Annotated in this window: 15 protein-coding genes; 2 read left to right on the top strand and 13 right to left on the bottom strand. The window is 52.8% G+C overall.

Features of this window, described 5'->3' with window-relative positions; translation table 11 throughout:
• Positions 1-138: 138 nt before the first annotated feature.
• The 6 genes from ABID47_RS08510 to ABID47_RS08485 form a co-directional block, all read right to left on the bottom strand.
• Complete coding sequence (locus tag ABID47_RS08510; RefSeq protein ID WP_116232204.1) at positions 139-1,866, bottom strand: ABC transporter substrate-binding protein; 1,728 nt, start codon at positions 1,864-1,866, stop codon at positions 139-141.
• 501 nt (positions 1,867-2,367) lie between these two features.
• A complete protein-coding gene (locus ABID47_RS08505) occupies positions 2,368-4,065 on the bottom strand; it encodes an ABC transporter substrate-binding protein (protein ID WP_354495888.1) in 1,698 nt (565 codons plus the stop codon).
• Positions 4,066-4,173: 108 nt separating this feature from the next.
• Positions 4,174-5,073: a carbohydrate ABC transporter permease gene (locus tag ABID47_RS08500; protein WP_076170554.1), complete on the bottom strand. Its 900-nt coding sequence runs from the start codon at positions 5,071-5,073 to the stop codon at positions 4,174-4,176.
• A 16-nt stretch (positions 5,074-5,089) separates the two neighbouring features.
• The gene (locus ABID47_RS08495; RefSeq protein ID WP_354495886.1) at positions 5,090-6,073 is read right to left on the bottom strand and encodes an ABC transporter permease; all 984 of its coding nucleotides are present in this window, start codon (positions 6,071-6,073) and stop codon (positions 5,090-5,092) included.
• Positions 6,074-6,317: 244 nt separating this feature from the next.
• A complete protein-coding gene (locus ABID47_RS08490; protein WP_354495884.1) occupies positions 6,318-7,862 on the bottom strand; it encodes a response regulator transcription factor in 1,545 nt (514 codons plus the stop codon).
• Complete coding sequence (locus ABID47_RS08485; RefSeq protein WP_354495882.1) at positions 7,855-9,642, bottom strand: sensor histidine kinase; 1,788 nt, start codon at positions 9,640-9,642, stop codon at positions 7,855-7,857. The genes ABID47_RS08490 and ABID47_RS08485 overlap by 8 nt, the downstream gene beginning before the upstream one ends.
• Positions 9,643-9,906: 264 nt before the next feature.
• On the opposite strand from ABID47_RS08485, the gene ABID47_RS08480 reads away from it, so the two are divergent.
• Positions 9,907-11,343 carry a SpoVR family protein gene (locus ABID47_RS08480; protein ID WP_354495880.1) on the top strand — a complete coding sequence of 479 codons (1,437 nt, stop codon included), beginning with the start codon at positions 9,907-9,909 and terminating at the stop codon, positions 11,341-11,343.
• A gap of 524 nt (positions 11,344-11,867) precedes the next feature.
• On the opposite strand, the gene ABID47_RS08475 is transcribed toward ABID47_RS08480, so the two are convergent.
• The gene (locus ABID47_RS08475) at positions 11,868-12,302 is read right to left on the bottom strand and encodes a hypothetical protein (protein WP_354495878.1); all 435 of its coding nucleotides are present in this window, start codon (positions 12,300-12,302) and stop codon (positions 11,868-11,870) included.
• Positions 12,286-12,759, bottom strand: a complete 474-nt coding sequence (locus tag ABID47_RS08470; protein WP_354495876.1) for a MerR family transcriptional regulator — start codon at positions 12,757-12,759, stop codon at positions 12,286-12,288. Before ABID47_RS08470 ends, ABID47_RS08475 begins: the two co-directional genes overlap by 17 nt.
• A 906-nt stretch (positions 12,760-13,665) precedes the next feature.
• On the opposite strand from ABID47_RS08470, the gene ABID47_RS08465 reads away from it, so the two are divergent.
• The gene (locus ABID47_RS08465) at positions 13,666-14,313 is read left to right on the top strand and encodes a hypothetical protein (RefSeq protein WP_354495874.1); all 648 of its coding nucleotides are present in this window, start codon (positions 13,666-13,668) and stop codon (positions 14,311-14,313) included.
• Positions 14,314-14,352: 39 nt separating this feature from the next.
• Here ABID47_RS08465 and ABID47_RS08460 read toward each other — a convergent pair whose 3' ends face one another.
• The 5 genes from ABID47_RS08460 to ABID47_RS08440 form a co-directional block, all read right to left on the bottom strand.
• A complete protein-coding gene (locus ABID47_RS08460) occupies positions 14,353-15,459 on the bottom strand; it encodes a TolB-like translocation protein (protein ID WP_354495872.1) in 1,107 nt (368 codons plus the stop codon).
• A 152-nt stretch (positions 15,460-15,611) separates the two neighbouring features.
• On the bottom strand, positions 15,612-17,081 hold the full coding sequence (locus ABID47_RS08455; RefSeq protein ID WP_354495870.1) for a sensor histidine kinase: 1,470 nt from the start codon (positions 17,079-17,081) through the stop codon (positions 15,612-15,614).
• Positions 17,078-17,776, bottom strand: coding sequence for a response regulator transcription factor (locus tag ABID47_RS08450; RefSeq protein WP_145160273.1), 699 nt, complete (start codon positions 17,774-17,776; stop codon positions 17,078-17,080). The genes ABID47_RS08455 and ABID47_RS08450 overlap by 4 nt, the downstream gene beginning before the upstream one ends.
• 189 nt (positions 17,777-17,965) lie before the next feature.
• The gene (locus ABID47_RS08445) at positions 17,966-18,988 is read right to left on the bottom strand and encodes a LacI family DNA-binding transcriptional regulator (RefSeq protein WP_145160275.1); all 1,023 of its coding nucleotides are present in this window, start codon (positions 18,986-18,988) and stop codon (positions 17,966-17,968) included.
• Between the two features lie 148 nt (positions 18,989-19,136).
• Positions 19,137-20,144: a globin-coupled sensor protein gene (locus ABID47_RS08440; protein ID WP_354495867.1), complete on the bottom strand. Its 1,008-nt coding sequence runs from the start codon at positions 20,142-20,144 to the stop codon at positions 19,137-19,139.
• Between the last annotated feature and the right edge of the window lie 144 nt (positions 20,145-20,288).

The raw sequence follows: 20,288 nt of genomic DNA, 5'->3' as shown, positions 1-20,288 counted from the left end.
ATAATATCAATTTGATATTATCAATTTGTTGTTTACATCTTAGCAGGATGTTCTCCCGGAAGCAATGGTTTTTTGGAAAAAAACAAAAAAGGGCCCCGGGATACATCCCGGGACCCTCGTTCCTCTGATCAGGCCGGCTTATTGAGCGCTTCCGCTCCAGAGCTCGACTCTTTCCTTGATCAGTTCCGTATATTGTTTTTCGATTTCTTTAGCCCCTGCAGCATCCAGCTCTTTCAGCATATTGTCATAAATGCTGTCGAACTGTTCCGGCTTCGCCAAGATGGCTTCCGGAATCCGCTTGCGGATAATATCCTGCGTTTTTTGGTAGATAACATTATAATTGCCGTCCTGAGGAGTAGCCATATTGTAGGCTGCGCCCCAAGGTTTGACAGGGAAGTCCTTTTCAGACGGGAACAGGTCTTTCCAGGTTGTTGCGCCATACGCTTTCAAGGTATCTTTCTCCGGCTGCGTATAGGAAGCTACGATTTGATCCGGGAAGTTCGTCGTGTAGTAGTTGCCGGATGGATCTTTCACGCCGTCGCCGTAGTGAGCGGAGAAGGTGGTGTACAGACCGATGCCGGACGTTTTCGTAAAGTTGGCGTTATCGTTGACTTTCTTGTCCTGCACGTCATCAGGAATAACGCGCTTGCCGTCCACCATGTTGTAGTGTTTGCCTTCGATACCCCAGTTGCGCAGCACTTGGCCTTCGTCGGATGCAAGGAAGTCCAGGAACTTGATCAAGCGGACCGGATCCTTACATGCCGTAGTAATGCCTACGCCCCAACCAGCTACAAATCCGGTATCCTGGAAGGAATGGTCTTTGTATTCATCCGACAGCGTTACAGGGAAATGAGCATAAGTGCGCTCCGCTTTGCCGGCGGTCTTGAGCGCATTCTCGGCGTCGGAATAGCCCCACTCTTGGTCAATCAGACCCAGGACGCGGCCGCTGGCGATCTTGGATTTATATTGGTCACTCTTTTGCACGAACGTATCCTTATCCAGCAGACCCACATTGTACATATGATTCAGCCAGCGGAAGTATTCTTTCTCTTCCGGACGCTTGTAGTGCAGCTGAGCTTCGTTGGTTTCAGGGTTAATGAAGTATTCTCCGTCATCCGGAGCGCCTGTCGTCAAGAAGGCCGGGTTCGTTACGGTGATCATGATTCTCCAGTCATCCGCGTCCAGTGTCAGCGGAATCGTCGGCTTGCCGTCGATCGTCGGATGTTTGTCTTTATATTGCTGGAGAACGTTTTCAAAATCCTTAACGGTTTTTACTTCCGGATAGCCAAGCTCTTTCAGGACGGCATTCTGGATCTCGAATCCGCCGCCGGCGTCAAAGTACTGCTGATCCACCGCTCCGTTCGTTGGAAGCACATAGATGGCTTTATCATCGTTGCTGTACGGCAGACGGTTCATGTACTTGCCGTATACCTTCTTGAGGTTCGGGCCGTACTTGTCGATCAAATCGGTCAGGTCGATCATCGCGCCGGCTTCCACCAGCTTGTCGACATCGCCTTTGGCAAAGATAAAATCAGGATATTCTCCGCTCGCAGCCATCAGGGATATTTTATCGGTGCCTGCGCCGGATACGGCATACTCCGCATTGATGGTCACGCCAGTTCTCTTCGTAATTTCTTTACCAATCTCATCCTGCATCTTGTTCCAGTTCGGGCTGGCGTCAGCGCCAAAGAACGAGAACGTGATCGGGCTCGTATCGTCAGCCTTCGCATCCTGCGCCGCATTGGAAGACGAGCTGCCGGAACCGGCGGATTTGCTGTCGCCCCCTGAGCTGCTGCAGCCTGCGGAAACGAGCAGCACACTGGCGAGGAGCAGCATTCCAAACTTCTTCTTCGTGTTTCCCTTCATGTGAATCATATCCCCCTTCATTACTAATGGAATTACTTCGTGCTGCATTCAAGAGCCGGCATTGCATCAACGTCGTACGGACGCTGGGCACTGCCGCATGTTGTGCCGAAACCCAGATGAATTGAATACGTTTACAAAACTCAGATAACTAAACTTCCTCACTTCACATCTCTGGTTTCTTGTTCGACTCCACCTCTTTGTTTAAAACGTTTTCGAAAACAGCCTGCAGGGAAAATGTGTAATGAAAGTGCTTTCACATTTGAATCATAAAAGATTTAAAAACGACTGTCAAGTCATTTTAATACATATTTTTAAATTTAATTTTTGATGCGTTTACGATCGGCAATTCTAATAAAAACGTTGATAGAACAGTAAATTTACATCTTTATATTATATAAGGTATAGAGATAAATTAAGTCACAAAAATCCATCACAAATAGGACCTACTGCTATGAGCAGGCCCTACCTGATGAACTTATTGCTCTTTTTTAAAAATTCGGATTACTTCGCTTCGGTCGTTCCGCCCCACAACTCGACACGGTCCTTCACCAGCTCGGTGTATTGCTGTTCCATTTTTTCCGCACCGGCTGCATTCAGTTCCTTGATCATGTTGTCATAGACTGCGTCGAATTTGTCCGGCGTCGTCAGGATCGCTTCCGGAATACGCTTGCGGATAATGTCCTGCGTTTTCTGGTACGTTACCGTGTAATCAGAACCTTCTTCAACCGAAATGTTGTACGCTGCTCCCCAAGGCTTCACAGGGAAATCCTTTTCCGAAGGGAACAGGTCTTTCCAGGTCTTAGCGCCGTAAGCTTTCAGCGTTTCTTTCTCGGCTGGTGTGTAGCTGGCTACGATTTGATCCGGGAAGTTCGTCGTATAGTAGTTGCCGGATGGATCTTTCACACCGTCACCATAGTGGGCGGAGAAGATCGTGTACAGGCCGATGCCCGATGTTTTCGTAAAGTTGGAAGCGTCGTTGATTTTCTTATCCTGAATTTCTTGAGGAATGACGCGCTTGCCGTCCTCGACATTGTAGTGCTTCCCTTCGATACCCCAGTTGATCAATACTTGCCCTTCGTCGGAAGCGAGCCAATCCATGAATTTAATTGCCCGAACCGGATCCTTACAGTTGTTCGTTATGCCGATCCCCCATCCGGATGTAAAGCCTGTATCCTGGAAGGAGTGGTCCTTATATTCTTCCGACAAGGTTACCGGCAGGTGAGCGTAAGTTCTCTCGTCCTTACCTGCAGCTTTCAGCGCGTTCTCCGCGTCGGAATAGCCCCATTCCTGGTCGATCAGGCCAAGCACGCGTCCGCTCGAAATTTTGGACTTGTACTGGTCGCTCTTCTGTACAAACGTTTCCTTATCCAGCAGGCCTTCGTTGTACATATGGTTCAGCCAGCGGAAGTACTCTTTTTCCTCCGGACGCTTGTAGTGCAGCTGAGCCTCATAGGTTTGCGGATTGATAAAATATTCGCCGTCGTCCGGTGCTCCTGTTGCGAGGAACGCCGGGTTGGTAACGGTGATCATGATTCTCCAGTCGTCCGCATCCAGCGTCAACGGAATGGTTGGCTGGCCGTCAATCGTCGGATGCTTCTCTTTATAAGCCTTCAGCACGTTCTCAAAATCCTTGACGGTTTTTACTTCCGGATAGCCCAGCTCTTTCAGCACGGCATTCTGGATTTCAAATCCGCCGCCGGCGTCAAAATACTGCTGGTTCACCGCCGCATTGGTCGGCAGCACATAGATGGCTTGGTCATCATTGCTGTACTTCAGACGGTCCATGTAGTCGCCATATACCTTCTTCAGGTTCGGCGCGTACTTGTCAATCAGATCGGTCAGGTCGAGCATTGCGCCGGCATCCACCAGCTTGTTAACGTCACCTTTAGCGAAAATAAGGTCCGGATAGTCACCGCTTGCGGCCATCAGGGAAATCTTATCCTGCCCTCCGCCGGATACAGCGAACTCCGCATTGATCGTAACGCCTGTCTTCGCAGTGATTTCCTTGCCGACTTCATCCTGCATTTTGTTCCAGTTTGGACTCGCATCCGCACCGAAAAAACTGAAGGTGATCGGCGATGTCGTATCACCTGTATCTTTGGCCGCGGTATCCTCCTTGCCTCCGCCGCAGCCCGCAACCGCTAGCATTGATGCGATGATCAGAGAAATTGCGGTTACCTTGAACGCTTTCTTTGGCATTGCGTAAACCCTCCCCATGATGTCTAATCTTTTTCTTTATCTATTTTGTATAACAGGCTAGCCTGCTGATACCTCTATATAAGAATGTAACTTCTAAAAAAGCGTTTTTTACGATTTGACCGCGCCCAGCGTCATGCCACTCACAAAATATTTCTGCAAGAACGGATAGACGATCAGGATCGGCACGGTCACGACGATGGTAATGGCCATCTTGATCGATTCCGGCGAAATCTGGGCCATTTGTTTGGCCATATCGTTGGCGTTGATCGCTCCGCCGCCCTGCTGCGTGCTCTGCAGCACCTTCATCAGCTCGTACTGCAGGGTGGTCCAGGTGGCGTTGCTGCCGTTGTACAGGTACGTATCGAACCAGGAGTTCCACTGACCTACGGCAAGGAACAGCGCGATCGTCGCAAGCACCGGTTTACAGAGCGGCAGGATAATGCGCCAGTATACCGTAAAATCGTTGGCTCCGTCCAGCTTGGCCGATTCCTGAAGCGCATAAGGCAAGCCGTCGATAAAGGAACGGACGATAAATACGTTGAATGCACTGACGAGACCCGGCAGAACATATACCCAGAACGTGCCGATCAGGTTCAGGTCGCGCATCAGGATGTATCCCGGGATCAAGCCGCCGGAGAAGTACATCGTCATCGCCAGGAATGTCGATACGAACTTCCGGGCCTGAAAATCAGGCCGGCTGAGCGTATAGGCCAGCATCGATGCGCTGAGCAGCCCCAGAACAGCACCGACGATCGTACGCAAAATGGAAATTTTCAAGCCTTGAAGCAAAGTGTCATAAGCAAATATCGTCTTATAGTTTTCAAATGTGAACGCACGCGGCCAGATGGTGATGCCACCACGCACCGTATCGATGGAATCGTTCAGCGATATGGCGAGCACGTTCAGAAACGGATACAGCGTAACGATCAGCACGATCGCCATGAAGATGATGTTGCATATATCGAAGATCTTATCGGATCGGGTCGCATTAAACGCTTTGTTTGGCATCTCGACTTCTCGCCTCCTACATAATGCTTTCTTTCGTAACCTTTTTGAAAATGCCGTTAGCCGTAAACAACAGGATGATGCTGACTACGGAGTTAAATATGCCAATGGCGGTACCGTATGAGAACCTGCCCATATTCAGACCGTAATTCAGTGCGTACAGATCGAGAACCTCCGAGTAATCCGTCACCAGGTTGTTGCCGAGCAGGAACTGTTTCTCGAAGCCGATGCTGATCAAGTGGCCAATCGACATAATCAGGAGAACCGAGATCGTCGAGCGGATGCCCGGCAGCGTAATGTGCCACATCTGTCTCCAGCGGCTCGCGCCATCGACACGGGATGCTTCGTACAGCTCCGGATCAATCCCTGTAATCGCTGCCAAATAGATGATCGTATTCCAGCCTGTTTCCTTCCAGACATCGGAACCGGTTACAATGTACCAGAACCAGCTTCCCTTCGCCATGAACTGTATAGGTTCGTCCGTGAGGTGGAGCGCCATCAGAATCTGGTTGACCGCGCCGCCGTCGATTGAAAGCATTTTCGTAATAATGCCTGCTACAACGACCCAGGATACAAAGTGCGGCAGGTAAGAAACCGTCTGCACGAACCGCTTGAAGAACATACCACGCAGCTCATTAAGGAGAATCGCAAAGAAGATCGGAACCACGAATCCCAGAATGAGGCCCATGAAGCTCATCGCCAGCGTGTTCCGCAGCACCAGATAAAACCGGTCGTCTTGGAACAGCTCGTGGAAATATTTAAATCCTACCCATTTTTGCTCGGAAAATGACCTTGCCGGTTTGTAGTTTTGAAAGGCCATCGTCCAGCCCCAAAGCGGCAGGTAACTGAACACGAACACCCAAATGACAAAAGGGAGCGACATTAAATATAAATATTTTTGCTGGAGCACCGTACTCCAGAAGCCGCGCTTTCGTTTACGCTTTGGTGCTTTAGCAGTATCTTGACCGCTGCGGGGAATGGTGTTAGGTGTGAGCGCTTCCATTCAATAACCCCTCCTCTAATTGATAACTCAATCTTACTAAATGAAGCGCTTATAAAAATACCCATCGGATTTCACCTAAAATCATATAAAAATTAGATATAACGCTTTCAAAGTCGAAATTTGACATGACTTTACACAAAAACCCCCCCAAAAATCTAATTTTCAGGGGGGGAATTCGCCTCGAAAACGTTTTTGAAAGACGGTATAGCCAAGATCTTCCCGCAGGCTCTTGAAAGCTAAGAGACTACTCGGAAGGCTCCTTTTTCCGGAAGGACGACGGGGACGCCCCGACGTATTTCTTGAATTTGCTGTGAAAATAGTCCACGTTCGCATATCCGACACATGCCGCCACTTGATGCACCTTGAGTCCCTGGGATAACAGCTCCTTCGCATGCTCAATCCGCACGTTGTCGAGGAACGCGTTGAAATTCTCGCCTGTATAGTTTTTGAACATTTTCCCCAAATAAGCGCTGTTGTAATTAAACACCTGGGCCAGGAGCTCCAGCTTCAGGTTCTCCTTGTAGTTCCGGTGAATAAAATCGATCATCTGCTTCAGCACCGCATCCTTGCTCCCGCCGCCGATCCTCTCGATAAGACTGCTCAAATGGGCGGCCGCTACTGCTTTCAGCTGCTCCCATGTCGGCTGGCGGAACGCTTCCGTAATGAACAGCGGCGCATCCTGCAGCAGCGGATACAATGCCTGGTTCTGTCCCGACAGCTTGTTGATGGCCATGGTCAAAATATGGGTCACCGCCGACTTCACGGCCTGCTCGGCCTGCCCGAAACCGACAACCCGCTCCTCCAGCTCGTCAAAAAAGCGGCCGACCGCTTCCATGCTCCGGATGTCCAGCGCATAATACAGCATATCCGACAGTTCGATTTCTCCCGTTGGATCGAGCGGCGCCTTCTCCGGGTATGACTCTGCCATTAGGGTCAAATCCCCGGGCAGCATCAAACGCTCTTCATGGAACAAAAAACGATGGTGCAGCAGCTCGGCGGCCTCCGCATACGATTGTCCAATGAGCGAAATATCGGTGACCGTTCCCCCGGCGGCGGCAAACCAGCCCTTGTTATCCGGCAGCAGCGCATTCCATACCGCGTAACAGTGGGCAGCATCGTCTTCCCGGGACATCCCCCGGTCCCACAGCAAAGCTTCATATGCCCCCGCTGGAAACACAATGACGCGATCCGCTTCGTCAAAATGGCCCGACAGCTTTCGTCTTAAGGCGGCTAAAGGTGCATCGTCCGCCGATCCATGGATTTCGAGCAGGACGATCTGATACCTCGGCCAGTCCAGCCCCAGCTGCATGACCGTCGCCGGATCCCGAAGCGCTTCTTCCTGCAGCAGAAAGGATTCAAGCAGATGCGCACGGTAGACATGGTCCTCTTCCGCGGAACGATGCGATTGCTTCTCCCGGGTCAGAATCGCCCCGATCCGCTGCAGCTCCTCCCCGAGCTCCTCCTCATCCAGCGGCTTCAGCAGGTATCCGTTTACGCCGTAACCGATTGCCCGCTTGGCATAATCAAAATCGGCATATCCGCTCAAGATTAGAAAATGCGTCGAGATCATGGCGGCCCGGGCCTCTTCAATGACGTCGAGACCGGTCATGCCCGGCATGCGGATATCGATGATGGTCAGATCGGGCTTCAGCTCTTTGATTTTATCCAGCCCATCCCGGCCGTTGGCCGCCGTATCCACCACCGTAAACCCGAAGCTCTCCCAGTCGATGATCGTCTTGAGACCTTCGCGGATCATCGGTTCGTCATCCACAATCAAAACGTTAAACATGTATTTCTCCCCCTGTTGGTATCATGAATTCCATCTTGGTTCCCTGTCCTGGGATACTCGTAATATGCAGTCCGAAGTCGTCTCCATACGTCAGCTTAATTCGCTGATGGATGTTCCGCAAGCCGATGCGGTTGCCTTCCCCTTCTTCCGCATCCAGCGTCGCCAGAACAAATTGCCTGCGTTCCTCCGACATGCCGGCCCCGTTATCGATAACCTCGACATGCAGCATATCTTCCTTCATCGAGCAACGGACGCGCAGCATCCCGTCCACTTCCTTGCCTTCCAGGCCATGGATAATCGCATTCTCCACCAGCGGCTGAATAATCAGCGGCGGAAGCAGCACCCGTTCGGTTTCCGGCTCGACGATCAGCTCGTAGTTCAAGCGGTCCTCATAGCGGAATTTCTGGATTTCCAAATACGCGCGGACAATTTCCATTTCCTCTTTCAGCGTTTTTTTCACACTGCCGATTTCGAGATTTTTGCGCATCAGCTTACCCAGCAGCCGCACGATGTTGGCGATCTCCTTCTCCCCGTTCAAATGAGCCTTCATCCGGATCGATTCCAGCGCATTGAACAAAAAGTGCGGGTTGATCTGGCTGGCCATCATTTTGAGCTTGATTTCTTTTTGCGCCACTTCAAGCTTGGTGTTCTTCTCATTGCTCTCGTACACCTGGTTCAGCAGGTCGTTGATGCTTCGGACCATATAGTTGAACTGGCGGGAGAGCTGCCCGATTTCGTCGTTGCCGTCCAGGAAGGAAATCGTATCGAAGTTCCCCCGGGCCACCTTGTTCAGCTGTCTGCTCAAATGCAGAAGCCGGTTGGTCGTCAGCTTGGATACGACGAATATCAGCGTAAGTGCCAGGATCAGCACACCGATCACCAGCGCCATGCCGATCCATCCGACCTTTTTGGCGTCCTGGACAATGCCCTGGGTCGAAAAGACCGACACGACGCTGAGCCCGTTCAAGCTCGTCTGCGGCGTCAGCTTGTCCACGATAATGTTGGAGGACACCCCGTTGACGCGCCGGCTGATCGTCTGTTCCTGTCCTTGATGCATATCGATGTTCAAATCCAGCTGTTTCAGCGTTTTGCCGACGTTCTGCGGATTTTTGGCGGCCACAATGTATCCGCTATCATCCGCGATGAGCGTATTGAACGTTTCCTTGCTCAGGATCGAGTTCAGCATGCTCTGGTTGAGCGTAATGACCAGCACTCCCGGGGTTCGGTAATCCTTGAACTTGATCCGGCGCACCAGGCTCAGCTTCTTTTCGGTGCCGATGTCGCTGCCTTCCATAAAGAACCAGCCGATCCGCGGGTTGTTCATGGCCGTTTGGAACCATTCTTCCCCCTCAATCTTGGCGGTAACGTTAATAAACTGAGTGTTGTTGATCATCGTCCTGTTGTAATGGTAGAAGCGGACGTTGCTGATTTCGTTATAAAGCCGCGGAAGCTCTTCAAAATCGTTGTATTTCGAATAGGCCTGCACCATTTGCAGAATAGTCGTGTAATTTGTATTGACCAGGTCCTTCAGGTTATCGTCCAAGTACAGCTTGTTGGAAATCGAGATCGGCACGGACAGCATGGTGGACAGCTGGCTTTTGATTTTATCCACATCGTTGGCTGTCTGCTCTATCGCATTGTCTAGTGCATCCTGTCTGAAATAGGCGGTAATGATGCCCCCAACGATCAGCACGGGGATCATGACGACGAACAGGTAGGAAAAGATCAATTTATTCCGGATCCTCATGTTGTTGGTTGCTTGCACAAAGTACTTCCACATGGTAACACAGTCACCGCCCGCAAAAATATAAAACGCTTTCGTAAATAGGAAACCTTAGAGTCATGCTCTTATATTCTAACATAAATCGACATGAAGACTGCATTAATTTCCGGGCTGCTGGGATTTGCCAGCAACATGATCCGGGACCGAATCCGGACTTTCGGCCGGCCATGTCAGTTCATACTTGAGGTGCTGCTGAATATATTGAAATATAGTCCCGATATCATATTTTATTCTTCCGCAGAAGGAAGGAGCAATGAACGAATGAGCGACGAGATCAAACAGCTGGAATACGCCATTAGTGAAATTATGGAGATCGCTGACGGCTTCGGCCTGGATTATTATCCGATGCGTTACGAAATTTGTCCGGCAGACATTATTTACACCTTCGGTGCTTACGGGATGCCTACCCGTTTTTCACACTGGAGCTTCGGCAAGACGTTCAACAAAATGAAAATGCAGTACGACTTCGGCCTGAGCAAAATCTATGAGCTGGTCATCAATTCCAATCCGTGCTACGCCTTTCTGCTCGACGGCAACTCCCTGATCCAGAACAAGCTCATCGTGGCCCACGTCTTGGCGCACTGCGACTTTTTCAAAAACAACTACCGCTTCTCCGCCACCAACCGCAACATGGTCGAGAGCATGTCGGCCACCGCGGAACGGATCAGCCAATACGAACTCGAGCACGGCACCGAAGTTGTGGAGCGTTTCATCGATGCCGTACTGGCCGTCCAGGAGCATGTTGATCCCCAGCTGATCAAGCCGCAGCACCTGGATAAGCAGCGATATATGGAAATGAAGCTGAAAGCGCAAAAAGAGTCCGGCAAAATCCAGACCCAGCCTGGCGAATACGACGACTTGTGGAACCTCGATCACAAGCCGGAGCCCGAGGCCCAGGAAAACACGACTAACCGTAAATTCCCGCCTGAACCGGAAAAGGACATCGTCTGGTTCATCCAGGAATTTTCCGAAGTGCTGGAGGACTGGCAGCGCGACATCATGACGATGCTCCGCGACGAAATGCTCTATTTCTGGCCGCAGATGGAGACCAAAATCATGAACGAAGGCTGGGCTTCGTACTGGCATCAGCGGATCATCCGCGAGCTGGACCTGACAAGCGACGAGACGATCGAATTCGCCAAGCTCAATTCTTCGGTCGTGCAGCCATCCCGGCACAGCCTGAATCCATACTATTTGGGTCTGAAAATCTTTGAGGACATCGAGCGCCGCTGGGACCATCCGACCAAGGAGGAGATCGAATTCGGCGGCCGCAAACCCGGGCAGGGCCGCGAGAAAATTTTCGAGGTGCGCGAATTCGATTCGGACATTTCCTTTATCCGCAACTACATGACGAAGCAGCTGACCGAGGATCTGGACCTGTACGTCTTCGAGAAAAAGGGCCCCGAGTGGAAAATCACCGACAAAAGCTGGGAGAACATCCGCGACCAGCTCGTCTTCGCCCGAGTCAACGGCGGCAGCCCTTACCTCGTCGTCGAGGACGGCGATTATCTGCGGACCGGCGAGATGGTGATCAAGCATATGTACGAGGGCATCGAGCTCGACCTGAAGTACATGGAGCGCACGCTGCCTTACGTGTACCAGCTGTGGGGCCGCACCGTACATCTCGAGACCATCGTCGAGGACAAAAAGGTAATGTTCTCCTACGACGGCAAGAAGCTGCATCGGCGGTTCGTGTGAGGGAGGTTCTCTCGCCCGTTGCTGCATACTCCGGTGGCCACTTTGCTTTTTAGCCGATCGTAGGCAGTCTTCTTATTGCATAATCAAAGAAGCGGGTCTTACTGATGCCAAATGTTGAGCTTCGATGACCGCTCCGATGCCGGATCGTTCTTCCGATCGCTGTTGCCCCCAGATTTCCTGATCGGTAACATGCCTAGGTGGAAATCCGGGGACAAAGGCGACCGCTGCCCGCTTCTCCAGAACGATTCCGTCCTCTCCGCTAGTTCGTGCAATCCCGGTACGTGTGTTTAACATCCAGTACCTCTGACCAAAAGAAATCTTTACGCAAAAACCTCCCAAGCTGCATGGTGAACCCTATGCACACTTGAGAGGTTTTTGGGTTGGTAAGGAAAAGCCCGAACAACCGACACTCAATCAGAGTATCATCCGCTACATATCACGCTAACTGATGAGCTATGCAACTATGCAAACCTAACGCTCTGCAGCCAAGCATAACTCCGCAATGATGATCTTCATCCTCCCTATCAAAAAGAAGCTTCTGACCCCCCAGCTTTCTTGGGCTTCATCCTTATACCCAAAATGATAAAGGCCACATAAATTACGATCGCAATCGAGTCGATTAACGTATCCGTAAGGGACGAAGCGTCTTGAAATGCGGTTACGCCTAGAATGACCATCAGCCGTACGATCAGAAGCGACACGATCATCCAAGCGACAAACCGGACCTTTGATCGATCGCTTTGGAATGACATCCAAATAAACATGACCCCGAAAACCAGATTTTCCGCCGTAATTATGTGCCAAACACACATGAATACCGTCCGTGTCCCCATCGTGATCGCACCTATCTGGAGCTCCGGAAGAACAGCGGATTGCCCGTTCCATGCGTGCGTAGCGGCAAACAGTAATGCAAAAATGCCTGCGATCAGGTAATAAAAATTGCTAACTTTGATGCCCATCACATCCCTCCCCGAAAATTTGAGTTTCCTTCTTACGGATACCCTGATAAATTTCGCGCACGATCTCCGCCAGCCGCTGGTCTTTTTCTGGATTGAAGTCTCTTAACGTATCGGCGGCAACGTCGAGCAGCTGACTGACCTTCTGAAGATGCGCAATCTTTTTGCGTGTCTCGGCATTCTTGGCATCGAGGAACGCAGCAATCTCCTGGCAGTAAGCAGGGTCTACCTTCTCCATCCTGTGGAACCCAAACTTCCCCTTGATTTCGTCGAGAGAAAAGTCCGCATACTGCATAATTTGAATGTTCATCAAGTCGATGAGGTCGTTCTTCGAGTACCTGCGGTACCGATTGTTTTCCCGCGTCGGCGAGACAATTCCGAGACGGTCATAATAGCGGAGCGTATCCTTCGGGATCCCCAGCATCCGTGAAGCTTCTTGTATAGAATAAAGTTTTTCCATGAGTTCACAATAACATTGGAGCAGACTCCAAGGTCAAGTCGGTTTTTACATTTTTTTCTTATAAAAAAATCAAGAATCGCCCTCTACCTCCATTCGTTGAAGTTCTCCAGGTGGACTGAACTCCGGGGCTCGCTAACTATACAAAAAAGCCACCACATTGAGTGGTGACTTATTTTCTAAATATGACCGCCATCGCCTCGAGCATAAAGCCAGATCGGCACGTTCCAAGTTTCACCTGCTAACATGCCCTCTACAAAGCACTACCCCTTGCCTGCCCTCGTCCTTGCGGTGCTGCACAGCCACCGCAAGGACCTTACTCCCCCACTCGCCGCTGGCAGCAGCGGAGCGGGCTTCCCCGCACACATGCGCTCATCCGTCGAGCGCTCAGAACGCGCAACCTGCAGCGCCGCCGCTCTGCTTCGAAGCAGTATCACGCGCTCACTGTCGTCCCGCAAGAAGCCTGCTCAGCAGCACGCATAGCACGCGCCAGCCGAACACTCTGCATCGGAGCATCGCCCACACCCACTAGCAGGTCCTTGCGGTGCCGCACAGCCACCGCAAGGACCCTACTCCCCCACTCGCCGCTGGCAGCAGCGGAGCGGGCGGAATCATGCCGGAGAAGCGGCAGCGGTCGCCTTTGTCCCCGAATTTTTACCTTCGGTTCCATTCCCGAAAAATTCGGGGGCAACAGCGATCGGAGGCATGATCCGCACGCGGAGCGGGCTTCCCCGCAGACATGCGCTCAACCGTCGGACGCTCTGAACGCTTTACCTGCTCCGAAGCGCCAACGCTCGAAGCACGGCCCGCGCTCACTGTCGCCCGCAAGAAGCCTGCTCAGCAGCACGCACTTCACGCGCCAGCCGAACACTCTGCATCGGAGCATCGCCCACACCCACTAGCAGGTCCTTGCGGTGCCGCACAGCCACCGCAAGGACTTACTCCCCCACTCGCCGCAGGCAGCAGCGGAGCGGGCGGAATCATGCCGGAGAAGCGGCAGCGGTCGCCTTTGTCCCCGAATTTTTACCTTCGATTCCATTCCCGAAAAATTCGGGGGCAACAGCGATCGGAGGCATGATCCGCACGCGCAGCGGGCTTCCACGCACATATGCGCTCAACCGTCGAGCGCTCAGAAGGCGCAACCTGCAGCGCCGCCGCTCTGCTTCGAAGCAGTATCACGCGCTCACTGTCGCCCGCAAGAAGCCTGCTCAGCAGCACGCACAGCACGCGCCAGCCGAACGCTTTGCATCGAAGCACAGCCCGCACCCATCCCCGTCCTTGCGGTGCTGCACAGCCACCGCAAGGACCTTACTCCCCACTCGCCGCTGGCAGCAGCGGAGCGGGCGGAATCATGCCGGAGAAGCGGCAGCGGTCGCCTTTGTCCCCGAATTTTTACCTTCGATTCCATTCCCAAAAAATTCGGGGGCAACAGCGATCGGAGGCATGATCCGCACGCGGAGCGGGCTTCCCCGCACATGCGCTCATCCGTCGAACGTTCTGCATCAGAGCATCGCCAACGCTCTGCAACGAAGCACAGCCCGCACGAAGCCTGCCTAGCAGCACGCACAGCACACGCTCCGCCGCTGACCGCGGCGATCACTTCAGATGGACCACATACGTCACATTGATCGAATTCTCGCCTTCGTACACGGTCTGGTACACCATCAGCGACTTGCTGTCCGGGCTCCAGACGGCCGGGGAGTCATAGGCCTGGATTTCCGTGGACAGCGGCGTCGTTTTGCCGCTCGCCTTGTCGAACACGTACATGCCTTTCATCCCCTGCTCGCCCTCGGTGTACACCGAGAAAGCGATTTTGCTGCCGTCCGGCGACCAGCTCGGCCGGCCGAGAAGCGTTCCTTTGGCCACGGTTCCGAGCTTCTTGCCGCTGGCATCGATGAGCTGAAGCTCGGCGTCCTTGGTCGTGTTCCACTCGCGTTTCTCCAGGGCGATCGCGCTGCCGTCCGGCGACAGGCTGAACGTCACGACGCCTTCCTGGATCGTCTTGGCCTCAGGCGCCGATGCCGTAAACGACTTCAGCACGGTGTAGCCTTCGTGGACGCCCAAATAGTAATAACGGTCGCCCGCTTTGCTCGCCATGCGCGGCACGTTGTCGGACAGCTCCGGATCCGAGAATTGGACCGGGTTCCGTTTGCCCTGCAGGTCGATCAATTGAAGCTTGCTGTCATCCGTGCTGACGAGGACATGCTGCGGATCGGCCCAGAACATATCGGACAGCATGGAAAATGCGCCCGTTTTCGTTACGGTTCCGGAAGCCGCATCCAGGAGATACCCCCCGATATCATACTTGTCTTTCGGGTTGCCCCCCGTAAAAAAGACATGCTCCCCGTCCGGCGACGCGGCGGCCAGATATTGACCGGCCGTGGCCGGATTTTCCGTCAACTTGCGTTCGATATTGGAGGCAAAGTCATGGATCATCAGCACATGATTTCGTTCCACGATAGCTTCGTGGTCCGACAGCCAGGTCCGGCCGTACACGTCTATAAGCTTTTCGATTTGCTCCACCTGGATTTCTCCGGTATTTTTCCGGCCCTCGGCAGCCGTATCTATAACAGTGATCTGCTTGCCCGGCTTGTCAATGACCTCGCGGCTTGCATTACTCTGCGGCGAACCGCAGCCGGCCAAAAGCGCACCTGCCATCATCACGCCGATCACTGGAGGAAGTAGTTTATGTCGTTTCATCATGAGCTTCATCCCTTCCTGATTTCTTACCCCCATCCTACACGCCAATGATATCCGGCATACGTCGAAATGTTTCCAAGTTGTAAACTTTTATTAAAAAAGCATCAGCTGAAGCTCAGTTTACTCCCTGTGTGAGAAACATCGGCAATGTTCTCCTAGTTCTCCCGGCTGGATTGCCGCGGAAACGAAACGGTAAATTCGGTCTCCTCCGCAACCGAACGGACGAGTTCAAGCCGGCCCCCCTGCTTCTCCGCGAGCTGGGACGCCAGCGGCAGGCCCAGGCCGGTTCCGCCGGTGGAGCGGGCGCGGTCTTGGTGCAGGGTGGAGAACGGCTCGAACAGATGCGCCCACCATTCCCGAGGAATGATCCGTCCCGTGTTGCGGACCGATACGCTCACTTCGTCTTCCGAAGCCCGGCTTTGTATGACAATCCGGCCGCCGGGCCGGTTGTATTTGATCGCATTATCCAGCAGATTCATAAAAATATGAATGAAATGGTCCCGGTCTCCCCATACCCGGACAGGCACGAAGTCAGTCTGTATCGTTAAATCGTATTTGGTGGCCTTGGCGCTGATCCGGGATACGACATCCTGCAGCAGATCCGCAAGCTCCACCTCTTCCGCCTGGGATTCAAAATCGTACTTTTCCAGCAGCGACAGGCGCAGCACGTCCTCGACCAATTGATACAACCGCTCGGACTCTTTGGCAATCGCACTGCGCGCTTCCTCGATCAGCTGCGGATCGTCACCGTACATGCCCAGCAAATCCGTATAAGCCTGGATCGACGTCAGCGGCGTTTTAAACTCGTGGCTCACGTTATTGATAAACTGCTTCTGCTGCTGCTCGAGCGCCTGCAGCTTCTCCACGGCCAATTGCAGATGGTGCTTTTCTTCCTGGAGCGCAGCCATATGCCCTTTGATGTCACGGCTCATATGCAGAATGCCGGTTCCGAGCTGCCCGAGCTCGTCTTTCCGCCGCAGCGGGGAGCGCTCCGGGTACTCCCCGCGGGAGATCCGGTCCGCCTCCGCCTTCAACTTCACGATATCCCTGACCTGACGGTATACATAAATAAATCCCAGAATAAAGCTGAGCAGCAATACGATGCCGCCGGTCCAAACCAGCCGGTACGCCATCCGGTTATAAAATTCATGCTGCGCTTTCAGCGACGTATGGAGCTGGACTACCCCCAGCATGCCGTCAGGCCCCTGCATCGGCGCAAGATAGATCAGGGAATCCGCTTCGGTAATATAGGCGATTTTACCTTTCAGCGCATAAGACAGGGCATCTCCGACATCCGGTTTTTCCGCCAGCGGCAGGGAATTGCCCACCTCTTGGCCCTTCGCGTCGTACAGGATCACCCGCATATTGGTGGAAATGCCAAGGTCCACGGCCAGCTCCTGCCCCTGTTTTCCCATAAAATCCACCGGTTTCAGCCGTTCACCTGTCAAATAATCCTGCTTGACCCTCATTTCGGCTACGTCGGCCTGCCGCTGCAGGCTCTCTTCCATCTGCTCGCGCTGATTGGTCTTGATTCCGCTGAGTACAAGCCAGCTGAGCACGCCGGTCGTAAACACCAGCAGCACCGCCAGGAACAGCGGAAACTTCCATTTCAGGCCGAGGCTCATGTGCCCTCCTCCAGCGCCTTATAGCCGATCCCGTATACCGTCTGCAGCATATAGTGGGCGTCGCCCAGCTTTTTCCGCAGCCGCTGGATGTGAATGTCCACCGTTCGGGTGCCTCCCGCATACTCCATTCCCCATACGAGATCCAGCAGATCCTCACGGGTGTACACCCGCCCAGGATGAAACACGAGCAGCGACAGTAGATCGAATTCCTTCGGCGTCAGTTCCAGCAGCCGGCCGCTGAGTTCTGCTGTGCGCTTGGCGGCATGAACGGTCAGCTGTCCAAGCACGGCCTTTTTCCCGTCCGGCGCAGGCGCGGGATCTTCCACTTTATCCAGCCGGCGGACGATCGATTTCACCCGTGCGACCAGCTCGCGGATATCGAACGGTTTGGTCATAAAATCGTCGGCCCCAAGCTCCAGCCCCAGAACCTTGTCGACGATATCGTTTTTAACGGTCAGCATCAATATGCCGAGTCCTTTGCGGTTTTCCAGCCGGCGCAGCACCTCATAGCCGTTTGCCTTGGGCATCATGACGTCCAGCACCAGCATATCCGGGCGGAAGGCATCCGCCTGCTGCAGCGCCTCCTCACCGTCCGCGGCCGTCTCAACGACGAACCCCTCCCGTTTGAGCGCATAGGAAATCGCGCTGCGGATGCTAGGCTCATCGTCGGCCACCAGAACTCTTTTTTCCTCCATCGACTATCACGTCACTTTCATCCGTTGATTATAAGCAGTGCCTGATTTTCTATCATTATAAGATATTGTGCACCATTCACAACATTTCTTGACCTAAGCACCTGTCCTTTGCAACACGCGGAAATTAAATCCGATCTTAAATGACCAGACAGGACGCAAAAAGGGACATGCCTGCCCGGCACATCCCTTTTAACGCGATTGATCTTCAGAAACCTTCACTTTGCCGGTCGATTGGCGGATAACCAGGCTGGCCGGCTCCATAATTTCCGGTGGCGAGTATTCCGGATTTTCGATCATGGAGATCAGATGCTCAATCGACCTTGCGCCGATATTGTGTATGTTCTGGTTCACGGTCGTCAGGCTTGGCTTAAACACCTTGGCCTCAAAAATGTTGTCAAAGCCGACAACCGAAACATCCCCGGGAACGGAAAATCCCCATGCTTCAATTTCATGAATCGCCCCCATCGCAGCCATATCCGAAGTACACACGACAGCCGTCGGGGGAGACTGAAGATGAAGGAGCTTTCTCATGGCGACCATGCCGCCTTCAAAAGAATAATCACACACTTCCAGATACTTGTCCCTGTATTCGATGGAACAGTCCGCAAGGCCCTGCTTGTATCCCTGAAGCCGCCGTTCGGCTACCGTATGGCCGAGGGTACCGGCGATATAGGCGATATCCCGGTGACCCAGCCCGTACAGATGGGAGACGGCCATATGAACACCGTTCACGTTATCCGACGTAATATTTCCGACCCGGTTTCCCATGACGTCCGTATCCACAAACATGGTAGGAATATCGGAGCGGATCAACTCGCCGATAATCCGGTGGTCCCGCTCCACGCCGAAGATGACGACCCCATCCAGATTTCTGCTCTCGCAGTGGTCGATAAAAGAATAACTTTCGTCGTTAAGCCGGGCCGAGAGGCGCATGAGATCATAGCCGCTGTTCTCCAGCGCCGTTTTGATGCCTTCCAGCAGCTCGGCCACATAAGGGTTCGTAAAGGGAATGTTGATCAGCACACCCACGGTCCACGATCTCCCGGTGACGAGTCCGCGTGCAATGGCATTGGGCCGGTAACGAAGAAGCTCAATCGCCGATCTTACTTTTTTCCTTGTTTTATCGCTGACGTCCGGATAATGGTTAATGACTTTGGAAACGGTTGCGACAGATACTCCAGCCTCTTTCGCCACATCATGAATGGAAGCCACTATACAATCACCTCAAATACAAATCAGTTGCCGATCAATTCAAAAATTTACGATTTCGAATATTCATGATGACGAATCTATTATACCTGAATGGCGAATGATGAGGTACTGGAACAAATGAAGCTTCCTTGACGCTCCTCGTCGGCGTTTACTGGTGATTCTGAATCTCCGCAAGATCCAGCGTCAGCTTCTCGATCGTCTTCACGAAAGCCGCCAGCTCCTGGGAGCTCTCCGCCTGTGCCCGGGCATGGACCGATGTCTGCCGGGTTTCCTGCTGCACGCTCTCCAGCCGGACCATGATGCCCGACACTTTATCCTGGATCGTCTCCAGCGCTTCCCGCGAATGGGCTGCGAGCTTGCGCACCTCGCCGGCCACGACGGCAAAGCCTCTGCCGGAATCCCCGGCATGCGCCGCCTCGATCGCCGCGTTCAGTCCGAGCAGATGCGTCTGGTCGGCGATGCCCTTGATCAAGCCGCCCATGTTCTCGATTTGGGTGACATCCTCCTGCAGCTCGTCCATCAGCGAATGGGCCAGGTCCTGGGAAGCCGCGGTCACTTTCGCAGTTTCGGCGATTTGGCCGGCACTCTCGTTCAGCTCGGCAATCATGCCGGTCAGCTGCAGAACGACTTCGGTTACCGCCCGAAGTACCTGCTCCCGCTCGTCGGCAAGCTCTTGGATCTTTTCCTTTTCCTTCATATCATAAGCTTCCAGAACCAATTGCGAATCGAGGTTGAACATCTTGGTCAGGGGATGGATCACCTCGATCCAGCGGTCCGGAATGGCCTTCTTGAACAGCTCAACAGCGATGTCCAAATAAACCATGTAGCTGCCGAGATAATAATCCGTATTTAAGCCAACGCGCGAATGTACCAGTCCGATGGCGATTCTTTTCTCCAGAAACGGCTCGTCAATGACACCTTCAGCCAGCGACATCCAGTATTCCCGCTGGGTCGTCTTCAGTCTGTCGATCGTCGTTTTCCGTTCAATGATGCGCATGAGCTCCGGCTCCGAAGTGATATGCCGATAAAAATGGTCCACGACTTCATCGACCACCTTGCTGAATACGGGCTGGTGCGTCCGCAGAATCTCCAAATCCTTTTCCGTCAGTCCAATAAATTTCAGCTGCTTATGCCGCGCTTCCGATACTTGAATCATGTAGAATGGCTCCTTTAGAATTTCCCTGATTATACCAATTTTAAATAATCTAACTTTGTCTATTATAGTCTATATCGACGACTAAACAACTAAAATATAGTGCATCCGACTTATATTTTTAGTACGGCTTTACGAATGAATGGG

It is taken from the genome of Paenibacillus favisporus, from assembly GCF_040545415.1.
GTDB classification, from domain to species: Bacteria; Bacillota; Bacilli; order Paenibacillales; family Paenibacillaceae; genus Paenibacillus_AQ; species Paenibacillus_AQ favisporus.
This window is presented reverse-complemented; position numbering and strand designations above follow the sequence as displayed.